Annotated in this window: 18 protein-coding genes; 6 read left to right on the top strand and 12 right to left on the bottom strand. The window is 35.7% G+C overall.

Going from position 1 to position 25,897, the window contains the following annotated elements:
* Window positions 1–2: 2 nt before the first annotated feature.
* From CLV90_RS00890 to CLV90_RS00875, 4 genes are all read right to left on the bottom strand, one after another.
* Complete coding sequence (locus CLV90_RS00890; RefSeq protein ID WP_133685643.1) at window positions 3–2,747, bottom strand: PD-(D/E)XK nuclease family protein; 2,745 nt, start codon at window positions 2,745–2,747, stop codon at window positions 3–5.
* A 71-nt stretch (window positions 2,748–2,818) separates the two neighbouring features.
* Window positions 2,819–4,162, bottom strand: a complete 1,344-nt coding sequence (locus CLV90_RS00885; RefSeq protein WP_133685642.1) for an OmpA family protein — start codon at window positions 4,160–4,162, stop codon at window positions 2,819–2,821.
* Window positions 4,163–4,275: 113 nt separating this feature from the next.
* Window positions 4,276–5,469 (bottom strand): glycine C-acetyltransferase, encoded by a 1,194-nt coding sequence (gene kbl / locus CLV90_RS00880; RefSeq protein ID WP_133685641.1) that lies wholly within the window; start codon window positions 5,467–5,469, stop codon window positions 4,276–4,278.
* Between the two features lie 6 nt (window positions 5,470–5,475).
* Entirely contained in the window at window positions 5,476–8,571 is a 3,096-nt protein-coding gene (locus CLV90_RS00875; RefSeq protein ID WP_133685640.1) for a UvrD-helicase domain-containing protein, read from the bottom strand.
* 119 nt (window positions 8,572–8,690) lie between these two features.
* Here CLV90_RS00875 and CLV90_RS00870 point away from each other — a divergent pair, with 119 nt between their 5' ends.
* A complete protein-coding gene (locus tag CLV90_RS00870; protein ID WP_133685639.1) occupies window positions 8,691–9,299 on the top strand; it encodes a superoxide dismutase in 609 nt (202 codons plus the stop codon).
* Window positions 9,300–10,364: 1,065 nt separating this feature from the next.
* Here CLV90_RS00870 and CLV90_RS00865 read toward each other — a convergent pair.
* The 4 genes from CLV90_RS00865 to purN all read right to left on the bottom strand — a co-directional run bounded on the left by CLV90_RS00865 (window position 10,365) and on the right by purN (window position 14,559).
* Window positions 10,365–12,263 carry an amidophosphoribosyltransferase gene (locus tag CLV90_RS00865; RefSeq protein WP_133685638.1) on the bottom strand — a complete coding sequence of 633 codons (1,899 nt, stop codon included), beginning with the start codon at window positions 12,261–12,263 and terminating at the stop codon, window positions 10,365–10,367.
* Window positions 12,264–12,307: 44 nt separating this feature from the next.
* On the bottom strand, window positions 12,308–13,234 hold the full coding sequence (locus CLV90_RS00860; protein ID WP_133685637.1) for a PfkB family carbohydrate kinase: 927 nt from the start codon (window positions 13,232–13,234) through the stop codon (window positions 12,308–12,310).
* A gap of 114 nt (window positions 13,235–13,348) precedes the next feature.
* Window positions 13,349–13,984 (bottom strand): ribonuclease H1 domain-containing protein, encoded by a 636-nt coding sequence (locus tag CLV90_RS00855; protein ID WP_133685636.1) that lies wholly within the window; start codon window positions 13,982–13,984, stop codon window positions 13,349–13,351.
* Window positions 13,984–14,559 (bottom strand): phosphoribosylglycinamide formyltransferase, encoded by a 576-nt coding sequence (gene purN / locus CLV90_RS00850; RefSeq protein ID WP_133685635.1) that lies wholly within the window; start codon window positions 14,557–14,559, stop codon window positions 13,984–13,986. Before purN ends, CLV90_RS00855 begins: the two co-directional genes overlap by 1 nt.
* Window positions 14,560–14,849: 290 nt before the next feature.
* Here purN and CLV90_RS00845 point away from each other — a divergent pair, with 290 nt between their 5' ends.
* The 5 genes from CLV90_RS00845 (at window position 14,850) to pyk (ending at window position 19,210) form a co-directional block, all read left to right on the top strand.
* Entirely contained in the window at window positions 14,850–15,083 is a 234-nt protein-coding gene (locus CLV90_RS00845) for an acyl carrier protein (RefSeq protein ID WP_008269813.1), read from the top strand.
* Window positions 15,084–15,190: 107 nt separating this feature from the next.
* A complete protein-coding gene (gene fabF, locus CLV90_RS00840; protein ID WP_133685634.1) occupies window positions 15,191–16,441 on the top strand; it encodes a beta-ketoacyl-ACP synthase II in 1,251 nt (416 codons plus the stop codon).
* A gap of 9 nt (window positions 16,442–16,450) precedes the next feature.
* Window positions 16,451–17,185, top strand: a complete 735-nt coding sequence (gene rnc, locus CLV90_RS00835; RefSeq protein ID WP_133685633.1) for a ribonuclease III — start codon at window positions 16,451–16,453, stop codon at window positions 17,183–17,185.
* Between the two features lie 115 nt (window positions 17,186–17,300).
* Window positions 17,301–17,765: an IPExxxVDY family protein gene (locus tag CLV90_RS00830; RefSeq protein WP_133685632.1), complete on the top strand. Its 465-nt coding sequence runs from the start codon at window positions 17,301–17,303 to the stop codon at window positions 17,763–17,765.
* 2 nt (window positions 17,766–17,767) lie between these two features.
* A complete protein-coding gene (gene pyk / locus CLV90_RS00825; protein WP_133685631.1) occupies window positions 17,768–19,210 on the top strand; it encodes a pyruvate kinase in 1,443 nt (480 codons plus the stop codon).
* Between the two features lie 71 nt (window positions 19,211–19,281).
* Here the strand turns inward: pyk and CLV90_RS00820 are convergent, their stop codons facing one another.
* The 4 genes from CLV90_RS00820 to CLV90_RS00805 all read right to left on the bottom strand — a co-directional run bounded on the left by CLV90_RS00820 (window position 19,282) and on the right by CLV90_RS00805 (window position 25,854).
* On the bottom strand, window positions 19,282–19,806 hold the full coding sequence (locus tag CLV90_RS00820) for a PAS domain-containing protein (protein WP_133685630.1): 525 nt from the start codon (window positions 19,804–19,806) through the stop codon (window positions 19,282–19,284).
* A 259-nt stretch (window positions 19,807–20,065) separates the two neighbouring features.
* Window positions 20,066–21,514: a TolC family protein gene (locus CLV90_RS00815; RefSeq protein ID WP_133685629.1), complete on the bottom strand. Its 1,449-nt coding sequence runs from the start codon at window positions 21,512–21,514 to the stop codon at window positions 20,066–20,068.
* Entirely contained in the window at window positions 21,501–24,749 is a 3,249-nt protein-coding gene (locus tag CLV90_RS00810) for an efflux RND transporter permease subunit (protein WP_133685628.1), read from the bottom strand. The genes CLV90_RS00815 and CLV90_RS00810 overlap by 14 nt, the downstream gene beginning before the upstream one ends.
* A gap of 19 nt (window positions 24,750–24,768) precedes the next feature.
* The gene (locus CLV90_RS00805) at window positions 24,769–25,854 is read right to left on the bottom strand and encodes an efflux RND transporter periplasmic adaptor subunit (protein WP_133685627.1); all 1,086 of its coding nucleotides are present in this window, start codon (window positions 25,852–25,854) and stop codon (window positions 24,769–24,771) included.
* Between the last annotated feature and the right edge of the window lie 43 nt (window positions 25,855–25,897).

Below are 25,897 nucleotides of genomic sequence, written 5' to 3'. Positions count from 1 at the left end.
TATTACACTTCTTTTTCGGTAAACGCAATGTCAGCATTGCATATTTCTGTAATTAGTTGACCAAGTATCTGCTCGAAATCGGAAATGACCTCATTCGTTATAATGTGGTTTTTTGTGGTTGCTCGGGCAGATTCTTTTTGCGCGAATAGCAACGTGCCTTCTGCAAAATTCTTTAAAGAAATGATACCTGCTTGAATAGATAGATTTTCTGCGGGATGTGTTTTAGAAAACATTAATCCGTAACAAAGTAATTGAAACGCTTTACTGTATTGATATTCTTCGGTTAGTATATCCCATTCTACAATTTCTACATTACGGCGTTCTACTTTCCCCGTTTTATAATCGATGATTCGGGTAATTCCGTCATATTCATCAACACGGTCTAATTTACCTTTTAAGAGGATAGGGAAATCTAATCCGGCAACCTCTAAAGGCACCGAGAGTGATTGCTCTAAAGCAATAATGGTAATACTGTGGTCGGCAAGTTCTTTAATCTCGACATCGATAAATGTTTGTATGTATTTGAGAATTACATGAAAAGAAATGTAGTTTTTACCAGAACTGATGTTTCCGTCTTTAAAAGTTTTTTCAAAATTCTGAGCCACAATGGTAGGTATTCCTTTTCTAATGCCATTAAGTAAATATACCGTAAGAGGCTTACCAATTAAAGGGGTATATAATGCCTCTAAGCTATCATGAACAATGGTACCGAAAGTATTTGGCGCTAAAGTTTCTTCTACTTGTAATACCTCATTGATATTTAATAAATTCTGCTTGTAGAAATCGATAGGGTTTCTAATGTAATTACTGAGCGAACTAGGTGAAAAACCTTTTCTGGCTTTGTCTTGAATAAGCGCTACTAACGAAGGGGTTTTTTCAACCTGCTGAATTTCATTGGTAATAGGTTGTATAGTTGGTGTGGCAATAAATGATTTAATATCGCTTCTATTGTCGTCGGTCAATAATTGGGTAATCAATCGACTTCGCTCTCCGCCTTCCAAGGCATCTGGCTCGGTGTTGTACAATATATATACATTTTTAGCCCGTTGTAATAAGCGATAGAAGTGATAGGTGTAAACCGCATCTTTCTCTTTATAAGTTGGTAATCCGTTTTTGATTTTTAGGTCGTACGGTATAAATGAGTTGTTAGATTTACCCGATGGCAATACACCTTCGTTGACAGACGTGATGATAATAGTCTCAAAATCTAACAAACGACTCTCTAACATTCCCATAATTTGAATACCTTCAATAGGGTTACCTTGAAAATCTAAAGTTTCTGAGCTTAACAGCTGTGAAAACAGATGTTTTAGACTTTTAAGATTATTGATATAGGTAAAGCTCTTACAAAGATCTTTTAGCTGATTGAATAGTGTAAAGAATTTATAAAGCTGCTCTAGTAAAAGCGAATTTTCTTTTACTAAGTCGATAACTCGTAAAGCTTCAATAAGAGCCAAAAAATTATCTATAAGTCGATTCGGGTTATTCTTTACATCTTCGAATAGTAAGTTGATCGCTGCATTTTCTGGTAAAAGTTCGCGTATTTGAGTATTGGTGATGTAAGACCAGTTATTTGTTTTGATTTTTGATATTAAACTATCTGTAGAGACTTCATTTGCGTCAAATAATAGCACGGCATATGAATGTGTCAAAAGATTAAGTAAGTGCTTGTAGAACCATCCTTTTTCTGTCTTTTGTTCATGAAATTCAATTAAGTTGGTAAAAAAGCTTGCCAAGGTAGTAGCCGCTAACTTTTGACCCATGGTAATATTGGTAGCCGGTATATTTTCTGGAATTGAATTCAATAACGGATTTAATAGTTCTTCATTGCCCAATACGATTGCAGCATTACGTAGTGCATCAGGAGATTCATTTTGAATTTTGTACAATAAATCACCTACATAATTTACTTGAGAGATATTTTTAGGCACCCCAATAATTTCAATATTCTTTTTGGTATTGTAGTAATTGGTGAGTCCCGCCAGGGGTTTTCCTTTTAGAACATTCCATGTACTTTGATAATTTCTTATAAAAAAACCTGCATCATGAATATTGTCTTGTAAAAAGTAGGGGTCAATATCCCAATAAATATCAGCATCTGTTTTTTCAAGAATGGTCTGTATTAAAATACTCTCTGCAGTGTTCAAGGCATTAAAGCCAAGAAAGATGTGTTTTTTATTCGTGTTTTCAAGGTAGTTAGGTAATTCAGAAACCGAGGTTTTATAGATGAGTCCCTGGTGACCAAGTCCCTGTTCTAATAATCTGCCATTAAATTGTTTGTAGATGTCTTCTAAATACCTCCAGAAGTGAAGGTAGTTTTCAATCATTTCAGAATTATCAGGATTCAATGACCAGTGGTTGACTTCTTGTATAGCAGCAACATTTTGGTATAGTGAAGAAGCGTCAACCAAGTAACGGTCTACTTCATTAAAATCTTGTAATAGTATTTGACCCCATTTTAAAAAAGAATCAAAAGATTCCTTTTCATAATCACCCACTTTTAAATAGGCATTATAGAGTTCAAATAATTGCGTGGTAGTATTTGCGGTGACTAGGTTAGAAACCTTTTCAATAAAATCTTCAATACTATAGATTTCTGGGGCAAGTACTGTTTGGGTAAGTGACTTGGACAATATTTTTTTAAGAAATACACCCGCACGTTTACTGGGTAGAATAAAAACTACTTTACCAGTATCTGGGTTATTTTTTAAAACGTCTAGTACTACATCTTGTATAAAACTCTGCATAGTGTAAAAATAAAAAAGCCCCACAATATTGTGGGGCTTTTAGTTATTAAAACACTTAGGTTTTTATAAACTTATTTTACTAAGTTGATTTCTACCCTTCTGTTTTGAGCTCTACCAGCTCTTGTATTGTTTGTAGCCATTGGCTTAGACTCACCGTAACCTACAGCAGATAATCTAAACTCTTCGATTCCTTTGTCTACTAAGAATTCTTTTACAGAAAGAGCTCTTGACTCAGAAAGGCTTTGGTTTAATTTTTCGCTACCTACGCTGTCAGTATGACCTTCAACAGTAAACTTAGCGTTAGGGTATTCTTTAAGGATTGTGATAATGTCAACCATTACAGAAGTAGACTCAGCTTTGATAGAAGATTTACCAGTATCAAATAAGATAGTTCTAGCGTAATCATTCAATTGCTTTTGAACTTCTTCAGTTACTTCAGGACAACCAGCGTTAGCTACTGTACCAGCAACATCTGGACATTGATCATCTTTGTCAAGTACACCGTCACCGTCTTTATCAGCCCAAGGACAACCTTTGTTTTCAGCAGGACCAGCTTCAGAAGGACAAGCGTCATCTTTATCAGCAACACCATCGCCATCAGCATCAGGACAACCAGCTAAAGCAGGAAGACCAGCTTCGTTTGGACAAGCATCATCTTTATCAGCAACACCGTCACCGTCAGCATCAGGACATCCGTTCATTTCTTTAGAACCAGCTTCGTTAGGACAAGCATCTTTGCTGTCTTCGATGCCATCGCCGTCAGAATCAGGACAACCGTTGAATGCTTCAAGACCAGCAACTTCTGGACAAGCATCATCTTTATCGTAGATACCATCACCATCAGTATCAGTACCACCAAATTTAACTGAAATACCAGCTAAGTGTTGGAAATGAGTAACACCGTAATCTTCGAAGGCATGCTTGTAAGTAGATTGTAATGTAAGACCTAAGTTTTCAGTAAACCAAATGTTTAAACCAAGACCTCCATTAACTGTACCTGCACCAATTTCATCAACCCAAGTATAACCACCACCAATCTCTACGAAAGGATCAAGAACGGTTTGTTTTTTAATTAAATCATATTTAATTGTACCATCAATAGCATAATGAGAAAGATCGTCAACGCTAGTATCTCCTATTTTGCTAATCTTATTTAAAGAACCTCTAGCACCAACAGAGAAACCATCTCCGATTGATTTAGATACTCCTACATAAGAAATAGAAGGTAAAATGTTCCAGTGATCGTTCACATTAAAGAATTCATTACCGAAAGAACTTACATCCGAAGTAGGATATACGTCAATGGCATTAACCCCAAATTGCACTTGCCAAGGGTTATTCTCGTCTTGCGCTTGTATGCTGTTGATACCTACTACAAGTAGGGCAACTGCCAATAATTTGCTAAGATGTTTCATGTATTAAATTTTAAGTTTAAGTGTTTATTAGCTGCAAATGTAACTTGTTAAATATTATTAACAAAATCAATTTCCTATTTTTTTTAGCGCATTTAAAAGATTAAATACTGCATTTAAACGATTTTAAGTTCTTTGCCCACTTCGGTAAAGGCTTTAATGGCACTGTCTAAATGCTCAATCGTGTGCGCTGCGGATAGTTGAACGCGTATGCGTGCCTTACCTTTCGGGACTACAGGATAGAAGAATCCGATGACATAAATTCCTCTTTCCAGTAACTTATTTGCCATATCCTGTGATAATTTTGCATCATATAGCATTACGGGTACTATTGCTGAGTCCCCTTCAACGATGTCAAACCCCGCTGCTTTGATCCCTTTTTTGAAATATTCAGTATTTTCTTGCAATTTATCTCGTAGAGAAGTATCGTTCTCTAACATGTCGAATACCTTAATAGATGCACCAACTATGGCAGGTGCCAATGAGTTAGAAAACAAATAAGGTCTAGAGCGTTGTCTTAGTAGGGTGATAATTTCTTTTTTACCGGTAGTATAACCACCCATAGCACCACCTAATGCCTTACCTAAGGTACCTGTAATAATGTCGATTCTGCCCATTACCCCTTTTTCCTCTAAGGTTCCTATTCCTTTAGCACCTATAAATCCGGTGGCATGGCATTCATCGATCATGACCAAAGCATCGTATTTATCTGCTAAGTCACATATTTTATCTAATGGTGCTACTATACCATCCATAGAGAAAACACCATCAGTTACAATAATTTTAAAACGTGCACCATCTTCGTTCGCTTTTATAAGTTGTGCTTCTAAATCTTGCATGTCGCTATTAGCATAACGGTAGCGCTTAGCTTTACACAAACGCACACCATCAATAATAGAGGCATGATTTAATGAATCTGAAATTATGGCATCTTCTGCATTCAGCAAAGGTTCGAACACCCCGCCATTGGCATCAAAGGCAGCGGCATATAATATGGTGTCTTCCGTACCATAAAAGTGGGCAATCTTTTCTTCTAATGTCTTGTGTATATCTTGAGTACCACAAATGAAGCGAACAGAAGACATACCGAAGCCATGCGTATCCATAGCATCTTTAGCCGCCTGTATAACATCGGGGTGAGATGATAGCCCTAAGTAGTTATTAGCGCAAAAATTGATAACCTCTTTCCCGGTGTTGATTTTAATAACAGCATCTTGCGGAGAAACAATAATCCGTTCTTCTTTAAAGAGTCCGTCATTTTTAATACTCTCAATTTCTTGCTGTAAATGTTCTTTAATTTTTCCGTACATATTCCTTTATATATAATCTAGTTCTATTTCAGTGTTAATATACACAATGATTTTGTGGTCTATCGTGTAGCCCATATTTGAAAAACTTTGGGCATAAGTATTTACTTGATGGTGGTATTTAGAGTTTCGCTCACCGGTTTTATAATCTATAATCGTAGCATGTTGGTTTTTAAGCACCACCCTATCTGGTCTTTGCACGCTACCATCTGCAATTAATAGGTCGCGTTCGTTCAGCACTTCAACATCGTTTTGATAGAATTGGGTCAAATCTTCATGAAAGATGACTTTTTTTACAATATTCTTAATAGTGGTTACTTCCTGTTCTTTAATTAATCCTTTCTGCAAAGCCATCTGTACAGCTCTGTCTAAATCTTTAGTTGTATAGATAGCGCCTAATATATAATGTATAACGTTACCTTGATTTATGGCCACATCTAAACCTTCGTCCCAAAGGGTGCCGGCTAATGCAAGTATTTTAAAATCGGGCCTGTTTTTGTTGGTATATATATAAGGTATCGTCAATTGATTAGTACTCTTATTGTTTTTTGTTTCATTTATTGCAAAATTACCAAAGTCGTACGATAGTTTGTCTTGTTGATATACACCGATACTTTTTAAAAAGTGAATAAAGAGGCCCGAATAGTAGTTAGGGTTATGGTCGCCTTTTTTATCTAGATTATTGGCACTTATTATAAATAGTGCATTTACCGCTCTTGTAAGAACGACATATAACAGGTTAAATGCATCTAACTGTAGCTTTTGGTGGTCAATGTCATAGAGCAGCGATTCTATTTCGCCATATTCTTGAACCTCTTGTTTTTTATTGATAAGTACTTCGGAAAAGCCAAGGAATTCATTTTTATTTACCGGAAGCCACAATTTTGGATCAATCTCTTCGAACACGTTTGAATTCGCATAGGGGAAAATAACCACAGGAAACTCCAGACCTTTAGATTTGTGAATGGTCATAATCTGCACCGACTCAATATTCTCTGGAGTACTTATACTCGCCGAATTTCCTTTTTTGTCCCAATAGTCTAGAAATGATTGCATGTCTGAGCCATATTTTTGCTCTACATCAAAAACCAAATCCATAAAAGCAGATACATGAGCATCTGAAGTTGGTATAAGGTCGAAGGTTTTAATAGCATAGGCCAAGCCATCAAATACAGAGGTTTGCCTAAGTTTAGAAGCATTAAAACCATAGGTTTCTAAAAGGTGTATATCAAGTTTACCCAAGTTTTCATGGATATAGGCGTGTTTATCAGCTTTACCATCTGACAGAAAATTCAAAATTTCATATTGAATCTCTAATTCTGCAGGCTGAACCATATATCGAATAAGCTGAACCAAGAAAATGGTTTTGTCGCTCTCGCTAAGTAAAAGTGAATCTGAAGAAACTACGGGAATTTTATGCCGCATTAAAAAATCGGCAAGTAGTAATCCGTGTTTCTTTTTTCTAATAATAATACAGATATCACTATATGAATACCCTTGCGTCAAGCAATTTTCAATGGTTGCCAATGTGTTGGCCGCATATTCATCGTCGGTATCTTCTTCTAATAAAGATATATTGACATAGCCACCAATTTTGTGGTTAGTTTCTTGAGTGTTGCCCAGTTTAAAAAATTCTTGATAAATATCGTTCTCTAAAAACGGACTAATACTCTGAAAGAAGTTGTTGTTGAAGTTGATGACCTCGGCGTAACTTCTATAGTTTCTAGGTAGGGTAACCAGTTCAGACGGTATGGTAAACGGGTGCGTTTGGTGTGTAGCCAGTTCAAGAAATTGTTCTGCCTTGCCACCGCGCCATCTATAGATAGCTTGTTTTGGGTCGCCTACCAAAAATAGGGAACCCTTGTTGCCAAGCTCATCTTCACCCTCCATGGCACTACCAATGAGCGGTATAAGGTTTTCCCATTGCATTTGCGAAGTATCTTGAAATTCATCAATAAAATAATGACGATACTTTTCGCCCAAGCGCTCATAGATAAAAGGAGCAGGTTGATCCTTTATTTCTTTTGCAATTAATGTATTAAATTCAGAAATAGACAATTGGTCTTTCTCTTCTTGAATAATCTTCAGCTCTTTTTGGATCGCATTCAATAGCGCAAAGGGGATAATGTTTCTATTGATATTGGCGAACAATCCTCTTTTATAAATAAGCTTTTTTATTCCTTGATAATACTGAAGTAATTGTGGGGCTAAATCTGCGGGAGCATCTTTTATGGAGGCTTTTACTATTTTCCCCTCAATTAAATTATCCTCAAGTTTGTTATTGTAGAGTTGTGTAGGTGTAAAGTTTTCAGCAACTATTTTCTTGAAATGGTTAGGTAAAGTTTCTCTAGGGAAATCTTTTAAATCCAAACCAGATGAAGTGATAACTTCAAGAGCGGCAGTAGCAAGTGCTACAATCTTTTTCTCTAGATTTTTGGTTTCTTTTTTAAGATGCGTTTGTAACTTTAGAAAATCGCCTAGTTCTATTTCTTGTAAATGTTTTAAATGTTCGGCATTGTTCTCATCGAATATGAGCTTACCAATTTTCAATAGATCAAAACCAATATCCCAACTACGGTCATCTTCAATTTTTTCAATGGCAAAATCTAAGAGCACTTTTGTAAACTCAGGATCTTCACCTGCTTTGCTTATAACACGCTCAACGGCTTCTTGTAAAAGTAGGTCCACATCAAGAACAACCTCAAAATTTTGCGGAATCTTCAAATCTTTCGCAAAAGTTCTTATGAGTCGGTGTGTAAATTTATCAATGGTAGAAATATCGAAGAAAGCGTAATTGTGCAGAATTTGCTTTAATCTAAGTTTGCTAAGAGCAGGCAACTGTTCAAAAGTGTAGTTAGTTTCGCTTATAATGTCTTTAAATAAAGGAGCGGCGTCTTCAATAGAGGTAGTTTTAGAAAACTCGAACAGACTGTTTAATATTCTGTGTTTCATTTCATTTACCGCTTTATTGGTAAATGTGATGGCTAAAATTTTTCTAAAATTTTGCGGAGAATCAAGTATAATTTTCAGGTATACCTTGGCAAGCGCATAGGTTTTTCCTGATCCGGCGGATGCATTATATATGGTAAAAGAATTACTGGACACTAATTTTTACTGCAAATTAAGGAATCCTGTACAGTTCTTAACAAATTATTACATGAATATAAATGTTAAAACCCGTAACTTTGGTAGACAATTAATATTAATCTAAAAACACATAAATTATGGCTTTTGAACTACCAAAATTGCCTTACGCCTATGATGCTCTTGAGCCTCATATCGATGCAAGGACTATGGAAATACATCATACAAAACATCACCAAGGATATACATCTAAGTTGAACGCTGCTATAGAAGGTACTGATCTTGCTGAGAAGTCTATAGAAGATATTTTAACAGGATTGGATATGAGTAATGGTGCTGTTAGGAATAACGGTGGTGGATTTTACAATCACTCATTATTCTGGACAATCTTATCACCAAATGGAGGCGGAAAGCCAAGTGGCGAATTAGCTGCTGCAATTGATAGCGCTTTTGGTTCTTTTGATGCATTCAAAGATAAATTTACAACTGCAGCTGGTACAAGATTTGGATCTGGTTGGGCATGGTTATGTGTTCATAAAGGTGGTAAAGTAGAAGTATGTTCTACACCAAATCAAGACAATCCATTAATGCCAGGTGTTGAATGTGGAGGTCAGCCAATTTTAGGTTTAGACGTTTGGGAACATGCCTATTACCTGAATTACCAAAACAAGAGACCAGATTATATTGAAGCGTTTTTCAATATCATTAACTGGGATGAAGTTTCTAAAAGATATGCAAGTAACAAATAAGAAAGAGTAGAAATATTCTTAACTATCTTGTAGGAAACCACTTATGAATTATTCATGGGTGGTTTTTTTGGTTTTAAAATAGAAAAGGGCGGAGAAGTCTCCACCCTTTTCGTCCCAAATCTTACCATAAACTTAACCTACTTATGCTATGGCGAGACTAAATTACTGGTATTGAGTAAATAAAAAAAGGATTTTTAAGAAAAAATTAATCTTTTATTTAACTAAAGATGTTTTACAGGAATTGGTCATTGTGGGCGGCGGATTATTTTATAACCCAATTGGTATAAATTAAAAAGACGGAGCATTGCTCCGTCTTTTCCCCAAATCTTACCATGAACTTAACCTACTTATGCTATGGTTCTGTAAATATATAGGCTTAGAGGGTATTGCAAAAAGCTATTCGTTGTACGTCACAAACTTAGGTTGTACTACCGAAATGAAAAATTGAGGAGAAATATTCGTTTTTTGTGAAGTTATAAAATGGATCAAAAATAAAAAGACGAAGCATTGCTCCGTCTTTTCCCCAAATCTTACCATGAACTTAACCTACTTATGCTATGGTTCTGCAAATGTATATGCATAAAGGGTGGTATAAAAAGCTATTCGTTGTACGTCACAAACTTAAGTTGTAATGCTAGAATTGAAATTTTAAGAAGATTTTGCCTGGTGATGAAGTTAGAAATGGCCGTAAATTAAAAAGACGGAGCATTGCTCCGTCCTTTTCCCCAAATCTTACCATGAACTTAACCTACTTATGCTATGGTTCTGTAAATGTAATAGGCTTGTTTATATATATAAAAGGTATTGGCTAAACGTCTTGTAATAACGTTAAAGAGAGCTTTGTGAAGAAATGGATTACAACTTTGTGGATAGAAAAAAATGGCAAATAAAAAAGGTGGAGAAGTCTCCACCTTTTTTGCCCCAAATCTTACCATGAACTTAACCTACTTATGCTATGGTAGCTTTAAAAGTAAAGCTGCTTAATTCAATTCGACTATTCAATCGATAAAAGACCATTATCGTCGATGAAATACACAAATAGTATGTATTTCATCGAAATATTATTTAATAAGCGCGTTCGTTATTCCCTTCGTAAAAGTTTATAAATGCTCTATTTACTACTCTGTTTCCGCCCGGGGTTGGGTAGTTACCTGTAAAGTACCAATCGCCTAGGTTTTTAGGACAAGCTTCGTGTAAGCTCTCAATAGTCTGGTAAATAATAGAAACTTCGGCTTTAATTCCATCAGGACTTAAAAGCTCTCCGGTTTTCTTTGAAATCTCTTTTGCGGTAAAAGGAGCATAAAATTCTTTGACATAATTAATCACATCTTTATCGCGTGATTTTACCTGAGTTAAACATTTTTTATAGATTTCATCTACGATATGCATAGAGTTATTGTCTACATGTAATGCCAAAGCTGCTTTAAAAGCAATAAAATCTTCCAATTTCGCCATATCGATACCATAACAATCAGGATATCTAATTTGCGGAGCCGATGATACTACTATTATCTTCTTAGGTGATAATCTGTCAAGTATTCTAAGAATGCTCTTTTTAAGTGTGGTACCGCGAACAATACTATCATCTATTATAACAAGGTTATCACCTTCTTTTACAGAACCATAAGAAATGTCATAAACATGTGCTACCAAATCATCTCTACTACTATCTTGAGTAATAAAGGTTCTTAACTTAGCATCTTTGATGGCAACTTTCTCTATTCTTGGACGTACATCTAGTATCTCATGTAATTGTTCACCTGTAATACCGGTGCCTAAAGCCAGTATTTGCTCTTCCTTTTTCTTGTTCAAGTAATTTTGAGCTTCCTTAACCATACCGTAGAAAGAAGTTTCTGCTGTATTAGGTATGTAAGAGAATACCGTATTCTTGATATCTTCATCAATAGCTTCTAATATTTGTGGGAAAACCAATTTACCTAAAGCTTTACGCTCTTGGTAGATCTCTTTATCGCTACCTCTAGAGAAATAGATACGTTCAAAAGAACATGCTTTACGCTCTTTAGGTTCTAGTATTTGTTTAATGTCACTAGTGCCGTTCTTTTTAATAATGATCGCTGCACCTGGATCCAATTCTTTTACCTCTTCATAAGGTACGTTGAATACAGTCTGTATAGCAGGTCTTTCTGATGCTACCACAACAACTTCATCATCTCTGTAATAGTATGCAGGTCTAATACCGCTTGGATCCCTTAATACAAATGCATCACCATGACCTAATAAGCCGGCCATAGCATAACCACCATCAAAATTTTTGGCGGCCCTTCTAAGAATTTTATACACTTTTAAACGTTCGGCAATAAGTGGTGATGCTTCTTGTTTGGTATACCCTTCTTTTTTAATTTGCTTGTATAGTTTGGCGACCGCATCATCAAGAAAGTGACCAATTTTCTCCATCACGGTTACGGTATCTGCCATTTCCTTTGGATGTTGCCCTATCTGAATTAAATTATCGAACAATTCATGAACGTTGGTCATGTTGAAGTTACCGGCAACAATAAGGTTACGGTGCATCCAGTTGTTCTGTCTTAAAAATGGGTGTACACTTTCAATGCTATTTTTTCCAAAAGTACCGTAACGTACATGCCCCAAAAGTAATTCACCTATATAAGGTATGTGCTTTTTTTGCAAGGCCACATCATCTTCATATTCCGGATGCTCTTTAAGCTCAGAATTTATGCGATCGTTTATTTGGGCAAATATGTCTTGTATAGGTTGTTGTTGGCATGAGCGCACACGACTCATGTAGCGTTCCCCTGCTTTTACATCTAATTTAATACTGGCAAAACCTGCACCATCTTGACCACGGTTGTGCTGTTTTTCCATCATTAGGTACATTTTATTTACACCATAAAATGCTGTTCCATACTTTTCCTTGTAATACTCTAAAGGTTTTAACAACCGTATTACAGAAATACCACACTCATGCTTAATTGCGTCACTCATTGTTTTTGGTATTAAAAAAACCCCAAATATTTGGGGCTAGGGGATTATTGTAATTCTATGTCAAACTGAGTCAGCTTTTTAAACTGATGCAGTCTCTCTCTAATTTCTTTGCGTTCTAAATGAATCATTCTTTCAGCTCCGAATTTCTCAACACTAAAAGATGCCAAATTAGATCCGTGAATAATAGCCTTTTTCATATTTTCAAAAGAACTATCATCGCTAGCTGCTAGGTAGCCTGAAAAACCACCAGCAAAAGTATCGCCAGCACCAGTTGGATCAAATACCTCTTCTAAAGGTAACGCCGGAGCAAAGAATATTTGGTCTTCGTTAAATAACAAAGCACCATGTTCTCCTTTTTTTATGACTACGTATTTAGGCCCCATGGTAAAAATCTTTTGCGCTGCTTTAACCAAAGAGTATTCGCCAGTTAATTGTCTAGCTTCTTCGTCGTTGATAGTTAAAACATCTATATGGTTAATTACTTCCATTAAATCTTTCAGAGCATTGTCCATCCAAAAATTCATGGTGTCCAATATGATTAACTTTGGTCGTTTTTTCATCTGATTAATTACACTCAGTTGTACCATTGGGTGAAGATTGCCTAGCATTACAACATCTGCATCACTGTAATCTTCAGGAACTACAGGGTTGAAGTCTTCTAAAGTGTTTAATTCAGTAGCCAAGGTATCCCTGGAATTTAAATCGTTATGGTATTTACCGCTCCAGAAGAAAGTTTTACCACCTTTTACAATTTCTAAGGCAGAAATGTCAATACCTCTGTCAGTTAAAAGGTCTAGGTATTCTTGTGGTAAATCATCACCAACTATAGATATAATTGCTGAATCTACATCGAATTGAGATGCTGCTAAGCCAATATAGGTAGCTGCGCCGCCTAAAATTTTATCTGTTTTACCGAAAGGAGTTTCAATGGCGTCAAAAGCGACAGTACCGACTATTAAAAGCTTGCCCATAAAATTGTAAAAATTTAAGCTGCAAATATACGATTTTGAAGGGCTAATTAAAATGGTTTATCAAATACAAATTTTAATAGTTATCAAAGGCGAATTGTTCATATATAATGCTAATTATTTCCTTCCAAAATCAGCGGGTATCTCTCCCCAAACCTTTGTTTCCCATTTTACGATAACAGTACTGTATTTGTTCTTCTTTAACCAGTCTTCGGCTCTATCGATAAGCTCAAAAAGATTTTTGTTTTTTGTAGATGCTGTTAGTTTGGTGTTGCATTTCTTTTTGCGTACCCAACTCATGGCGGTTCTAGAATCTGTGTAGATAATACGGTCGCTATTTCGATCCTTCAAAAATGCTAGTCCATGAACCAGCGCTAAAAACTCCCCAATATTATTTGTGCCTTGCGGAAAAGGGCCTTGGCGAAATAATTTTTTACCCGTTTTAGTATCGACACCTTGGTATTCCATCACTCCTGGATTTCCGCTAGAAGCAGCATCAACAGAAATGGAATGATAATTAGGTAGCCCTATTCGTCCCAACTCTTCTTTAGATAATGAAGGTGCTGTTTTTTTCTTTCCTTTAAAATCGGCATAATTACCATTATAAGCTTTTTTGGCGACGTCAAAAGATTCAAAAGATTTGTATTCTGCACCCGCATAGTTTGCAATAGATTTTTTGCATGCTGCCCATGAATCAAAGATACCTGGCTTTTTCCCTTTCCATACAACATAGAATTTTCCTTTTTTAGCCATTACTGTTTAGATAAAATTTCGTCAATAACTATAGGAAAATATTCATATTCTAATTGATGAACTTTGGACGCAATATCTTCTGCTGTATCGTTGATGGCGATAGGTGCTTTTGCTTGTTTAATGATTGCGCCTTCATCGTATTGGGCGTTTACATAATGTATGGTAATGCCAGTTTCGGTTTCTTGTTGTTCCTTAACTGCATTATGAACGTTCATGCCATACATACCTTTGCCGCCATATTTAGGTAGAAGGGCGGGGTGAATGTTGATTATTTTATTGGGGAAAGCATTGGTGATTGCTTCTGGTATTTTCCATAAAAACCCGGCTAAGACTATAAGGTCTGGCTCTAGGGACTGTAACATATTGAGAATAAAGTCGCTTTTAGAGAAAGCTTGACGATTAAAAAATAGCGCATTAATTTCAAGTCTGTTACATCGTTCGATGACTTTGGCATCGCTTTTGTTAGTTAATACACAGCATATAGTAACATCATTGCGGAGTTTAAAATAATTGGCAATGTTTTCAACATTAGATCCAGAACCGGAGGCAAAAAGAATAATTTTTTTGGTTTTCAATAGAAGTGGTCTTTTTAAGAGAGCGAACAATGAAATTAAATTCGGTATAAAAAGCGACTAAAAAGCTTGTCAGAATTTAGAAAAAAACGATTATCATTTATAGTTCTAATACCTCACTTCTTTTAAATATCTTTTTTCAACGTTACCGAAACAAAATATTAATTTTGGTAAAATTACAGCACATGTCTTTAATTTGATTAAATTACCATACATTTTAACGACAATTAGTGTAATTAAACCAAAGTTTTTTATTTTTGCCTTCAATTTAAATTTTTAAAACAAATATTATTATGTCAGACATTGCATCAAGAGTTAAAGCTATCATCGTTGATAAATTAGGAGTTGATGAAAACGAAGTGGTAACCGAAGCTAGCTTTACTAACGATTTAGGCGCAGATTCATTAGACACGGTAGAGTTGATAATGGAATTCGAAAAAGAATTTGATATCCAAATTCCAGACGATCAAGCTGAGAATATCGCGACTGTTGGTCAAGCCATCAGCTATATAGAAGAAGCGAAGTAAAACATGTTTTCTTGAATAGAATTCAAATTATCCATGTGGTAAATGCTCCGCATGGATAATTTTTTTTAATTTACGCTTGGTTTAGATTTAAACAAATAAGAAGTTAAATGCAGTTAAAGCGAGTTGTAGTTACAGGTTTGGGGGCACTTACCCCAATAGGTAATAATATTGAAGAGTATTGGAATGCCTTGGTCAACGGTAAAAGTGGAGCAGCGCCAATTACTTATTACGATACAGAAAAATTCAAAGTAAAGTTCGCATGCGAGCTGAAGAATTACAACATCGAAGATCATTTTGATAGAAAAGAAGGCCGTAAGCTAGATAGATTTGCACAATACGCACTTGTATCTTCAGATGAAGCTATTCTTGATTCTAAATTAGATTTAGACAAAGTCGATAAATTTCGTGTTGGAGTTATTTGGGGTGCAGGCATCGGAGGATTGGAAACTTTCCAGAACGAGGTCATGAATTTTGCCAATGGTGATGGTACACCAAGATTCAATCCATTCTTTATACCAAAGATGATTGCTGATATAGCACCAGGAAATATATCTATAAAACATGGTTTTATGGGGCCTAACTACACAACTGTTTCAGCATGTGCCTCCTCGGCAAATGCGATGATAGATGCCTTAAACTATATACGTTTGGGTCATTGCGATGTCATTGTTACAGGTGGTAGCGAAGCGGCCGTAACGATTGCAGGTATGGGTGGTTTCGGGGCAATGCATGCATTGTCTACAAGAAATGAGAGTCCAGAAACAGCTTCAAGACCTTTTGATGCAACCAGAGATGGTTTCGTATTAGGTGAAGGAGCAGGAGCATTAGTTCTTGAAGAATATGAACATGCAATAGCAAGAGGAGCAAAAATATATGCAGAAGTAGCAGGTGGTGGTATGTCAAGTGATGCTTATCATATGACGGCACCACACCCAGATGGGATCGGCGTTGTTCGCGTTATGGAAAACTGTTTAAGAGATGCAGGTCTATCTATAGAAGATGTTGATGCCATTAACACACATGGAACATCTACACCATTAGGTGATGTTGCAGAACTTAAGGCCATTACCAAAGTATTTGGTGAGCACGCCAAAAATATAAATATTAATTCTACAAAATCAATGACCGGTCACTTGTTAGGTGCAGCGGGCGCTATTGAAGCGATTGCATCGATTTTGGCAATGGAACATGGTATGGTACCACCAACTATAAACCATACCACGGTAGATGAAAATATAGATCCTAGTTTAAACCTTACATTGAATAAAGCTCAAAAACGAGATGTAAAAGTTGCGATGAGCAATACATTTGGTTTTGGTGGGCACAATGCATGTGTGGTTTTTAAAAAAATCGATTAATTAGTTTTTATGTCATTTCCCTCAAACTTATTTAATTCCCATCCAAAAGAGGATGGGGATTTTTTTTTGGGAATAACCAAAATTTTAGGTTTCAAGCCTAAAACATTATCGTATTATAAAAAAGCCTTTCTTCATAGGTCAATGAATAAAAAGGATGATAAAGGTAATGCCATGAATTACGAACGGCTAGAATTCTTAGGCGATTCTATGTTGGGCACCATAATTTCTAAACATTTATACAGCGAAGTGCCAGAAGGTGACGAAGGGTATTTGACGAAAATGCGATCTAAAATTGTTAGTAGAGAACATTTAAACGAGCTGGGTAAAGATTTAGGTTTAATAAATTATGTAGAAAGTAGAATACCTAAATCTCACTTTGGCCAAAACATACATGGTAACGTTTTCGAAGCATTGGTTGGGGCTATTTATCTGGATCGTGGTTATAATTATTGCGAGAAATTCATTCACAAAAGAGTAGTTGAGCCCTATGTTGACATTGAACAATTAGAAGGTAGGGTTATAAGTTATAAAAGTTTGGTGATTGAATGGTGTCAAAAGAAAAAGAAGTCTTTTGATTTTGATGTATACGAAGATACTGGCAACGATCCATTAAAACATTTTGCCGTAAAACTTTCCATTGGCGGTAATGTGGTTGCAAAAGCTAGGGCAACATCAAAGAAAAAAGCAGAAGAAAGGGCTTCTAAAAGAGCATTTTTCGCCCTGCAGGACAAAATGGGCAATTAATCATTTGTAAAAATGATAAAATGCTAACATTTTAATAACTTTTAAGGTGTTTTTATCAATTTATGTAACTAGGCATTAAGGCTTAGAAGTTTTATATTTACCCTTTTATTGAAGTATGGCTACTACTTACAAAATAAATGATGATTTTTACGATGAATCTTTTAGCCTTATAGCTTTACACACTACCTTAGAAGATTTTTCTTTGGCCTACGGGTTAAACCAAAGCATAAAGGCAAAATTTGTAAGAGCGAAAAAGAATTTTAATCTTGCTGAAAATAAATCGTTTCCAATATTTGAATGGGATGATGAGTTTAATGATATGTATTGGGTATTAATAGCCAATCATAGCAGTGAAAAAGAACTCGTGATGCACGATGATTTATTTAAGAACGAAACAACATATAAACGACACAGGTTATTGCCAGAGTATAAAGATGTTGACTATCTATTAAAAATAGAAACTGAAAAGGATTTTGATACAAATTCCTTAATAAAGAACATATTAATGTTGCCAAGAATGATGGCGGCTTATGAAATAAGTACTGACAAACTAAAATCAAAGAACAATCTAATTTTTTAAATATGCCAACTGTAAAAAAGACGAAAATTGTAGCCACCTTAGGGCCTGCAACTAGCAAGAAAGAGGTACTCAGGAGCATGATTGATGCAGGAGTAGATGTATTCAGAATTAACTTCTCTCACGCTGATTATGCCGATGTTAAAGAGCGTGTAGACATGATACGTGAATTAAATGCTGAAATGGAGACAAACACATCCATACTAGCAGATTTACAAGGACCAAAATTACGTGTAGGCGTAATGGCAGGTGATGTCGTAGTAAGTCCGGGTGACGAAATTACATTCGTAACTGGCGAACCATTTGAAGGTACTGCAAAACGTGTTTACATGAATTATAAAGAATTTCCTAGAGATGTAAAACCTGGGGAGCGTATTCTTTTAGATGATGGTAAATTAATGTTCGAAGTAGTAACGACTAATGGTGTTGATGAGGTTTTAGCCAAGGTTATACAAGGCGGACCTTTAAAATCTAAAAAAGGTGTAAACCTACCGAACACAAATATTTCTTTACCTGCACTTACTAAAAAGGATATAAAGGATGCTGAATTCGCTATCTCGTTAGAGGTAGATTGGATTGCACTTTCTTTTGTACGTTTTAGCCAAGACCTAATTGATCTACAGAACATCATCAGTAAACACTCTGATCACAAAATTCCGATCATTGCCAAAATCGAAAAGCCAGAGGCTGTAGAGAATATCGATAAAATTGTTGCTTACTGTGATGGTTTAATGGTTGCTCGTGGAGATTTAGGTGTTGAAGTTCCTGCTCATGAAGTACCATTAATTCAAAAGCAATTAGTTTTAAAAGCTAAGAAAGCCAGAATACCGGTAATTATTGCTACCCAAATGATGGAGACCATGATTACTAGCCTTACACCAACAAGAGCAGAAGTAAATGATGTGGCAAACTCTGTTATGGATGGTGCTGATGCCGTAATGTTATCTGGAGAAACTTCTGTTGGTAATTACCCAGTACAGGTTATTGAAAAAATGACAAGTATTTTACAAAGTGTAGAAGGTTCGGATCTAATACATGTACCACATGATCCACCACATATTCGTACCAAGAGGTTTATTACAAAATCTATTTGTTACCATGCCGCTTCAATGGCGACCGATATTAAAGCGAAGGCAATTTCTACTTTAACTAATAGTGGGTATACTGCATTTCAAATCTCTGCATGGAGACCAAGTGCGCACATTCTTGTGTTTACATCGAACAAAAGAATACTTACGCAATTAAATTTACTTTGGGGCGTAAAAGCTTTTTATTATGATAAGTTTGTATCTACCGATGATACTGTCGATGATGTTAACCGTATCGCTTTCAATAAAGGATATTTACAAGTTGGTGATATGATTATTAGTCTTGCAGCTATGCCTATTAAAGATAAGGGAATGGTAAATACATTAAGAGTTAGTGAAATTGAGTCTGGTGATATTTAGTCAGCTTACCTATTATAAATAAAAAAGGGTCGCTAATTAGCGACCCTTTTTTATGCTTTAAAGTGAAATACTTAAGCGACTTCTTTTTCATATGCGATAAAGTTAACAAAAGCTCCATTTTTATCGAATATAGGTTCCCCTTGAATCCAACAATTATAAGTTGAACCATCTTTTCGGTAGTTTATTACAGTAACCTCAAATGGTTTTTTCTGATTAACCGCATCAGAGACTATTTTTAAAGTCGATTTGGATGTCAAATTTCCCTGAAACATTTTTGGACTTTTACCTATAACTTCTTCAGGATGGTATTGACTCATATTCCACATGTTCTTAGTAGCAAAAACAATGTTTAGTTTTGCGTCAGTTACCACAACAACATTCTTGTTAGCCTTTAATCTTTCATCTAGAATATTGGTATCAATATTCCATGAATTTGTAGAAACTAAGTTTAATAGTATCGCTGAATCTTCTTCAGTACGTTTTATATCTTCATAATTAGAAGCGTAAAAGTCCCAAGAAAGAACGGGCAACATGGTAAAGTTTAAGCTTTTTCTAAACTTAATTACGGCATTATCGTAATTTTTTAAATCTATCATTCTGTGTAGTTTAGAGATAATTAAAATTTCTTTTTCATAGCAATTTGCTATAAAACTATAAAAATTACCGATGACACTTATAATTTTAAGAGATGATTCCTATAAATGTTTAAGTCTTCTTTCATTAAACTTTAAAAAAGGCATTAAAAAGTTGAACACAAATAATGATAATTTTCTCGTAAATACCTGAATATAAAGAAAAACCCTAATAGAAATTAATTCTATTAGGGTTTAAAACAAGTGAGTTATATGCTAAAAATTAATTCCAACCACCACCTAAGGCTTGATATACATTTACTCTTGCCATTAGTTGGTCTTTTTTGGTTTCAACCAATTCCATTTTAGATTCGAGCGCTTCACGTTGTGTTAGCAATACTTCGATATATTCAATTCTTGCAGATTGAAATAAACGAGTAGATAAATCGATAGATTCTGTCAATGCCTTTACTTGGTTTTCTTTCAACGCATAACTCTGTTTCAGGTTCTCCATTTTAGACAATTGATTTACCACTTCGATGTATCCACTTAAAATGGCTTTTTCATATTCAAACACTGCTTGTATTTGTTTAGAATTTGCGGTGTTATAATCGGCTTTAATTGCATTTCTATTAATTAGGGGACCAGCAATATCACCAACCGCACTATATATTAAAGATGCTGGAGTCTCGGTTAAGTACTTAGGTTTAAATGCCTGTAGTCCTAATCCTGCCTTCAATCCGATAGAGGGGTAAAAGTTAGCTCTTGCTACTTTAATATTAAGTTTCGCAGCTTCCAATTCAAATTCCGCCTGTCTAATATCTGGTCTGTTTAAAAGAAGTTGAGACGGTAATCCCGCATAGATAGTATCCATCTCGGTTTCGATAAATCCTTCAGAATTACGAGTAATTGATTGAGGTTGACGCCCGATTAAGAAATTTAGTTTGTTTTCCATTTCAACAATTTCTTGTTGTACTTCAAATTTGTGACTTTGATTTTTTAAAACCTCTGCCTCAAATCTCTTTACCGCAAGTTCTGTAGCTCTTGCAGCCTCTTTTTGTAAGCGAACCATTTTTAGTGCGTTACTCTGCAGTTCAAGATTTTGCTCTATAAATGCTAATTGATTATCTAAAGCAACAAGCTCATAATAAGAATCTGCAATTTCGGCAATTAATCTAGTCACCATAAAGTTTTTGCCTTCAATTGTAGATAGGTATTCTAAAGCAGCTGCTTTTTTAGAGTTGCGCAGTTTTTTCCAAACATCTAACTCCCAAGTAGCAAAAAGTCCGGCAGAGTAATCTGTTAGTGGCTCAGGAAACTCTTCGCCATCCTTAATGTCCAGATTTTTTTCTACTGCACCGTTACGGGTATATTCACCTACTTTTTCAACTTCAGCACCAGCACCATAGCTTATGAAAGGGAGGTATTCTCCCTTTCTAGCTTTAACCTCATTTTGGGCAACATCAATCTGCTGCATCATAATGCGTAGTTCTTGGTTATTAGTCAATGCCGTATCAATCAATTTTGTCAGGTTTTCATCTTTAAAGAAATCTGACCATTTTAATTGAGCACTATTTGTAGAATCTGTTGTTTGATCAACATATTTCGATGGCATATTTGTATTCGCCTCTTTCAAGTCTTTTGTAGGCACGCATGAATAGAATAAACCTACGTTCATAAGAACCACCAAAAGTAGTTTTCCATGCTTTATGGTTTTTTTATTTTTGATCATTTTCTTCTTTTTTGGTTAGTTTTTTAATCATTTGCTTTAATTCGCGAAGCTTTTGACGTGTTTTACTTTCACCCTCGCTAATTCTTACAAATTCTTCTGAAATAGGTTCATCAGATTCGCCTTTTATGAGTCCGCGACCGTCTGCAATTGTTGCAAAAATGTAGTATAGCCCTGGTATAATAAGAACACCGATAAGTGTTCCCATAAGCATACCGCCCATGGCAGAACCACCAATTGTTTTATTCGCAATTGCCCCAGCACCATGTGCAACAACTAACGGAATAAGTCCTGCGATAAATGCAAAAGAGGTCATTAAAATAGGTCTAAACCTCACTTTTGCACCTTCGATAGCGGCTTCTAAAATAGTACTGCCCTGTCGTCGTTTTTGAACGGCGAATTCGACAATAAGTACCCCGTTTTTACCAAGAAGTCCCACCAGCATTATTAGTCCGATTTGAGCATACACATCATTGGCTAATCCCATTGCTTTTAGCATAAAGAAAGAACCAAGAATACCTATTGGTAAGGATAGAAGTATAGCAAAGGGCAGTAAAAAGCTTTCGTACTGCGCAGCAAGAACGAAATACACAAATATTAATACGACAAGAAAAATGTAAATAGATTCATTACCCCTTTGCGCTTCATCATATGATAAACCTTCCCAAGCAACGTCAAAACCCCTAGGTAGTGTTTGCTCTGCTACTTCATAAATTGCAGCAATTGCATCTCCACTTGTATATCCTTCAGCAGGAAGTCCTCTAATAGAAGCAGAATTGTAAAGATTGTATCTGGTAATTTCATTAGGTCCCAATTTCTTCTCCATAGACATGAAAGCAGAATAGGGTACCATTTCGCCCTCTTCGTTTTTCACGAACAACTTTTCCAAATCTGAAGGTAATGCTCTGTATTCTGGAGCAGCTTGGGTATAAACTTTAAAGAATCTACCAAAACGAATGAAACCTTGCTCATATGTACTACCGATTAAAATGTTCAGGTTTTCCATTGCTTTACTGATGGAAACACCTTTTTGCATCGCAATTTTATTATTTATTTTCAATTCATACTGCGGATAGTTGGCAGAGTAGAAAGTAAATAAACCAGTAAGTTCATCTCGTTTAGATAACGCATTCATAAAATCATTGTTGATTTTTTCAAACTCGTGATAATCGGTACCATCGGTTTTATCTAAAAGACGCATTGAGAATCCGCCAGAAGAACCAAAACCAGGTACTGCAGGAGGTTCAAAGTATTCAATAACGGCACCGAGGTCTTTTGTTTCTTCCTCTAACTCTTCCATTATTTCATGAACCGAGTGATGACGATCACCCCAAGATTTAAGGTTGATCAAAACCGTACCTGCGTTAGACCCACGACCTTCGGTCATAATTTCGTAACCAGCTAAAGACGAAACAGATTCAACACCTTCAGTTTCTTCACAAATTTTCTGTAGTTTTCTAGCAACGTCATTTGTGCGTTCTAAAGTTGATCCTGGCGGAGTCTGTATAATAGCGTAGATCATACCTTGATCTTCGTTAGGTATAAAGCCAGCTGGCAATGTTTTGTTAGTAAAGAAAATACCAACACAGAAAACACCCAAAATACCAAAAGTTAGTACTCTTCTGGCAACAATTTTGTTCAAAACCTTAGTGTAGCTGCCAGTTAGTTTTTCAAAACCTCGGTTGAACCAATCTATGAACTTATCTATAGGAGATTTTTTACGCGCTTTACCGTGATTGTTTTTAAGAATCATGGCACATAAAACCGGAGTTAATGTAAGTGCTACAATCGCAGATAAAACGATAGACCCAGCCATAGTAATTGAAAATTGGCGATAGAATACACCAACGGGTCCTGACATGAAGGCAATTGGTATAAATACCGAAACCATTACAAGGGTAATTGCGATAATAGCACCACCGATTTCGTTTACCACAAGTTTTACAGCCTCATACGGACCTAAATGTGTTTCTTCCATTTTAGCATGTACCGCTTCAACTACAACTATGGCATCATCGACCACAATACCAATGGCGAGTACTAGAGCAAACAACGTAATAAGGTTAATAGATAACCCAAACATTTGCATGATAAAAAATGCACCAATTAAAGATACTGGTACTGCAATAATGGGTATAAGAGTAGAACGCCAATCGCCTAAAAAGAGGAATACAACAATGGCAACTAAAATAAAAGCATCTCTCAAAGTATGTATTACCTGCTGTATAGATGCGTTCAAGAAGTTAGAAACATCATAACTAATTTTATAATCTAAACCAGTAGGTAGGTCTTTTTTGAGTTCAGCTAATTTTGTTTTAACCTCTTCAATGACATCACTAGCGTTACTGCCAAAAGTTTGTTTTAATACGATGGAGGCAGATGGTTTGCCATCTAGGTTAGAATAGATATCAAAAAACTCACTACCTAATTCTACATCTGCTACATCGCCTAATTTTAAAATTTCACCTTCTGCAGTGGCTTTGAGAATAATATCTTTATACTGTTGTGGCTCATCAAATCGATCTTGATACATGAGCACGTATTCTAAAGACTGCGATGTTTTACCAGAACTTTGACCAATTCTACCAGGGCGAGCTAAAATACTTTGCTCTTCCATAGCTTCTAGAATTTCTTCTGCAGAAACATTATAAGCACGCATACGATCTGGTTTTAACCAAACACGCATCGCATATTTACGGCTACCTAAAATCTGAGCGCTTGCAATACCATCTATTCGCTGAATTTCTGGAATCATTTTGGTGTATGCGTAGTTGTATAAAAATAATTCATGATCATCAGAATTGTCACTGTACAGGTTTACATACATTAGCATACTCGGTTGAACAGGAGTGATAATTACACCTTCTCGTTGTACCAATTCAGGTAACAAAGGCATCACTTGATCTACTCTAGTTTTCACCCTTACTACAGCTTGATCTGGATCTGTGCCAGGTTCAAAAATGATACGTATGGTACCTTCACCTGCACTAGTAGCATCAGATGCGATGTAACGCATATCTTGAACACCATTAATGGCAGTCTCTAAAGGAATTAGGGTAGATTTTACCAAAACGTCTGCACTAGAACCAGGGTAGGCGATAAAGATATTTACCGTTGTTGGTGAAATATCTGGGAACTGTGAAATGGGCAATTGCTTTATGGAGAGCAATCCCACAAAAACGATTATTACCGATATGACAATAGCCAATACCGGTCTTTTTATAAACTTACTGAACATGTCTTTTGTATTTGTTTGATTATTCCGCGTACACGGCTAATTTTGAAATCACTTCATTTGGCTCAGCAAATTTGGTTTCAATCTTTTCATTGTTTTTTACCATACGAATACCGTCAACTAGTATTTTGTCGCTTAGTTTTAAACCTTTACCAATTACAAAAAGGTGAGGGAGTTCTGCAGCAACAGTAACCTCAGTTTGGTGAACCACATTGTCTTGATCCAAAACAAAAACAAATCGTTTGTCCAATATTTCAAAAGTTGCTTTTTGAGGAATAATAAGAGCATCTTTAAAAGGGATGGTCATGAGAACACTGCCAGTTTCACCATGTCTAAGAATTTGATCAGGATTTTGGAAGGTTGCTCTGAAGGCTATGTTACCGGTTTCATTATTAAATTCTCCTTCAATAGTTTCAACAATACCCTTTTGATTAAAAGGCTTATTGTTCGCCATTAATAGCTGCACTTCTTTTTTGGTGTCTTTGTCTGTGCTAATGATATAATCTAAATACTCAGCTTCAGGAACATTAAAATACACCCACATTTTTGAGTTGTCTGACAAAGTTGTCAATAATTCACCTTCATCTAAAAGGCTACCTTCTCGTGCATGTAAGTGATCCATAATACCATCAAAAGGAGCACGAATATTTGTAAAGCCTAAATGTGTTTGTGCTAATGATACTTCGGCATTTGCTTTATCAAAATTAGCTTTCGCCATGGCAAGTTCATTTTTAGAAACGACATTACCATCGGTTAAAAGTTGGGTATTTTGTAATTCTATTTCAGCAACCTTTGCTTCTGCTTTCGCTTTCTGCAAGTCTGCTTCGTAGATGTTGGGCATAATATTGAACATTTTTTGCCCTTTTTTCACTAGTTGACCTTCGTCAACGTGAATTTCCTTCAAATACCCTTTCTCTAGGGCTCTAAGTTCAATATGTTTAAATGAATTAATATTACACACATAATCTTTAGTGATCGATGTGTCTTTTTTAATAGGACTGGTAATGAGAAATTTTGTGTGCTCTTCTTTTTTTTCTTTTTTTGAATTGCAACTTGCCGCAATAAATAATGTGCATGCGGTAGCGATCAGGAGTACGCTCTTGGTCATAGAAATGAATATTTAATTGATTGGTAAAATGAAATTTAAAAAT

The sequence above is a fragment of the Maribacter spongiicola genome (genome assembly GCF_004364165.1).
In the GTDB taxonomy this organism is placed as follows: Bacteria; Bacteroidota; Bacteroidia; order Flavobacteriales; family Flavobacteriaceae; genus Maribacter; species Maribacter spongiicola.
This window is presented reverse-complemented; position numbering and strand designations above follow the sequence as displayed.

Coding starts and splice junctions, on each gene's coding strand:
- CLV90_RS00890 (WP_133685643.1), bottom strand. CDS start 2,747: ATGCAGAGTTTTATACAAGATGTAGTACTAGACGTTTTAAAAAATAAC.
- CLV90_RS00885 (WP_133685642.1), bottom strand. CDS start 4,162: ATGAAACATCTTAGCAAATTATTGGCAGTTGCCCTACTTGTAGTAGGT.
- kbl (WP_133685641.1), bottom strand. CDS start 5,469: ATGTACGGAAAAATTAAAGAACATTTACAGCAAGAAATTGAGAGTATT.
- CLV90_RS00870 (WP_133685639.1), top strand. CDS start 8,691: ATGGCTTTTGAACTACCAAAATTGCCTTACGCCTATGATGCTCTTGAG.
- CLV90_RS00865 (WP_133685638.1), bottom strand. CDS start 12,263: ATGAGTGACGCAATTAAGCATGAGTGTGGTATTTCTGTAATACGGTTG.
- CLV90_RS00860 (WP_133685637.1), bottom strand. CDS start 13,234: ATGGGCAAGCTTTTAATAGTCGGTACTGTCGCTTTTGACGCCATTGAA.
- CLV90_RS00855 (WP_133685636.1), bottom strand. CDS start 13,984: ATGGCTAAAAAAGGAAAATTCTATGTTGTATGGAAAGGGAAAAAGCCA.
- CLV90_RS00845 (WP_008269813.1), top strand. CDS start 14,850: ATGTCAGACATTGCATCAAGAGTTAAAGCTATCATCGTTGATAAATTA.
- fabF (WP_133685634.1), top strand. CDS start 15,191: ATGCAGTTAAAGCGAGTTGTAGTTACAGGTTTGGGGGCACTTACCCCA.
- rnc (WP_133685633.1), top strand. CDS start 16,451: ATGTCATTTCCCTCAAACTTATTTAATTCCCATCCAAAAGAGGATGGG.
- CLV90_RS00830 (WP_133685632.1), top strand. CDS start 17,301: ATGGCTACTACTTACAAAATAAATGATGATTTTTACGATGAATCTTTT.
- pyk (WP_133685631.1), top strand. CDS start 17,768: ATGCCAACTGTAAAAAAGACGAAAATTGTAGCCACCTTAGGGCCTGCA.
- CLV90_RS00820 (WP_133685630.1), bottom strand. CDS start 19,806: ATGATAGATTTAAAAAATTACGATAATGCCGTAATTAAGTTTAGAAAA.
- CLV90_RS00815 (WP_133685629.1), bottom strand. CDS start 21,514: ATGATCAAAAATAAAAAAACCATAAAGCATGGAAAACTACTTTTGGTG.
- CLV90_RS00810 (WP_133685628.1), bottom strand. CDS start 24,749: ATGTTCAGTAAGTTTATAAAAAGACCGGTATTGGCTATTGTCATATCG.
- CLV90_RS00805 (WP_133685627.1), bottom strand. CDS start 25,854: ATGACCAAGAGCGTACTCCTGATCGCTACCGCATGCACATTATTTATT.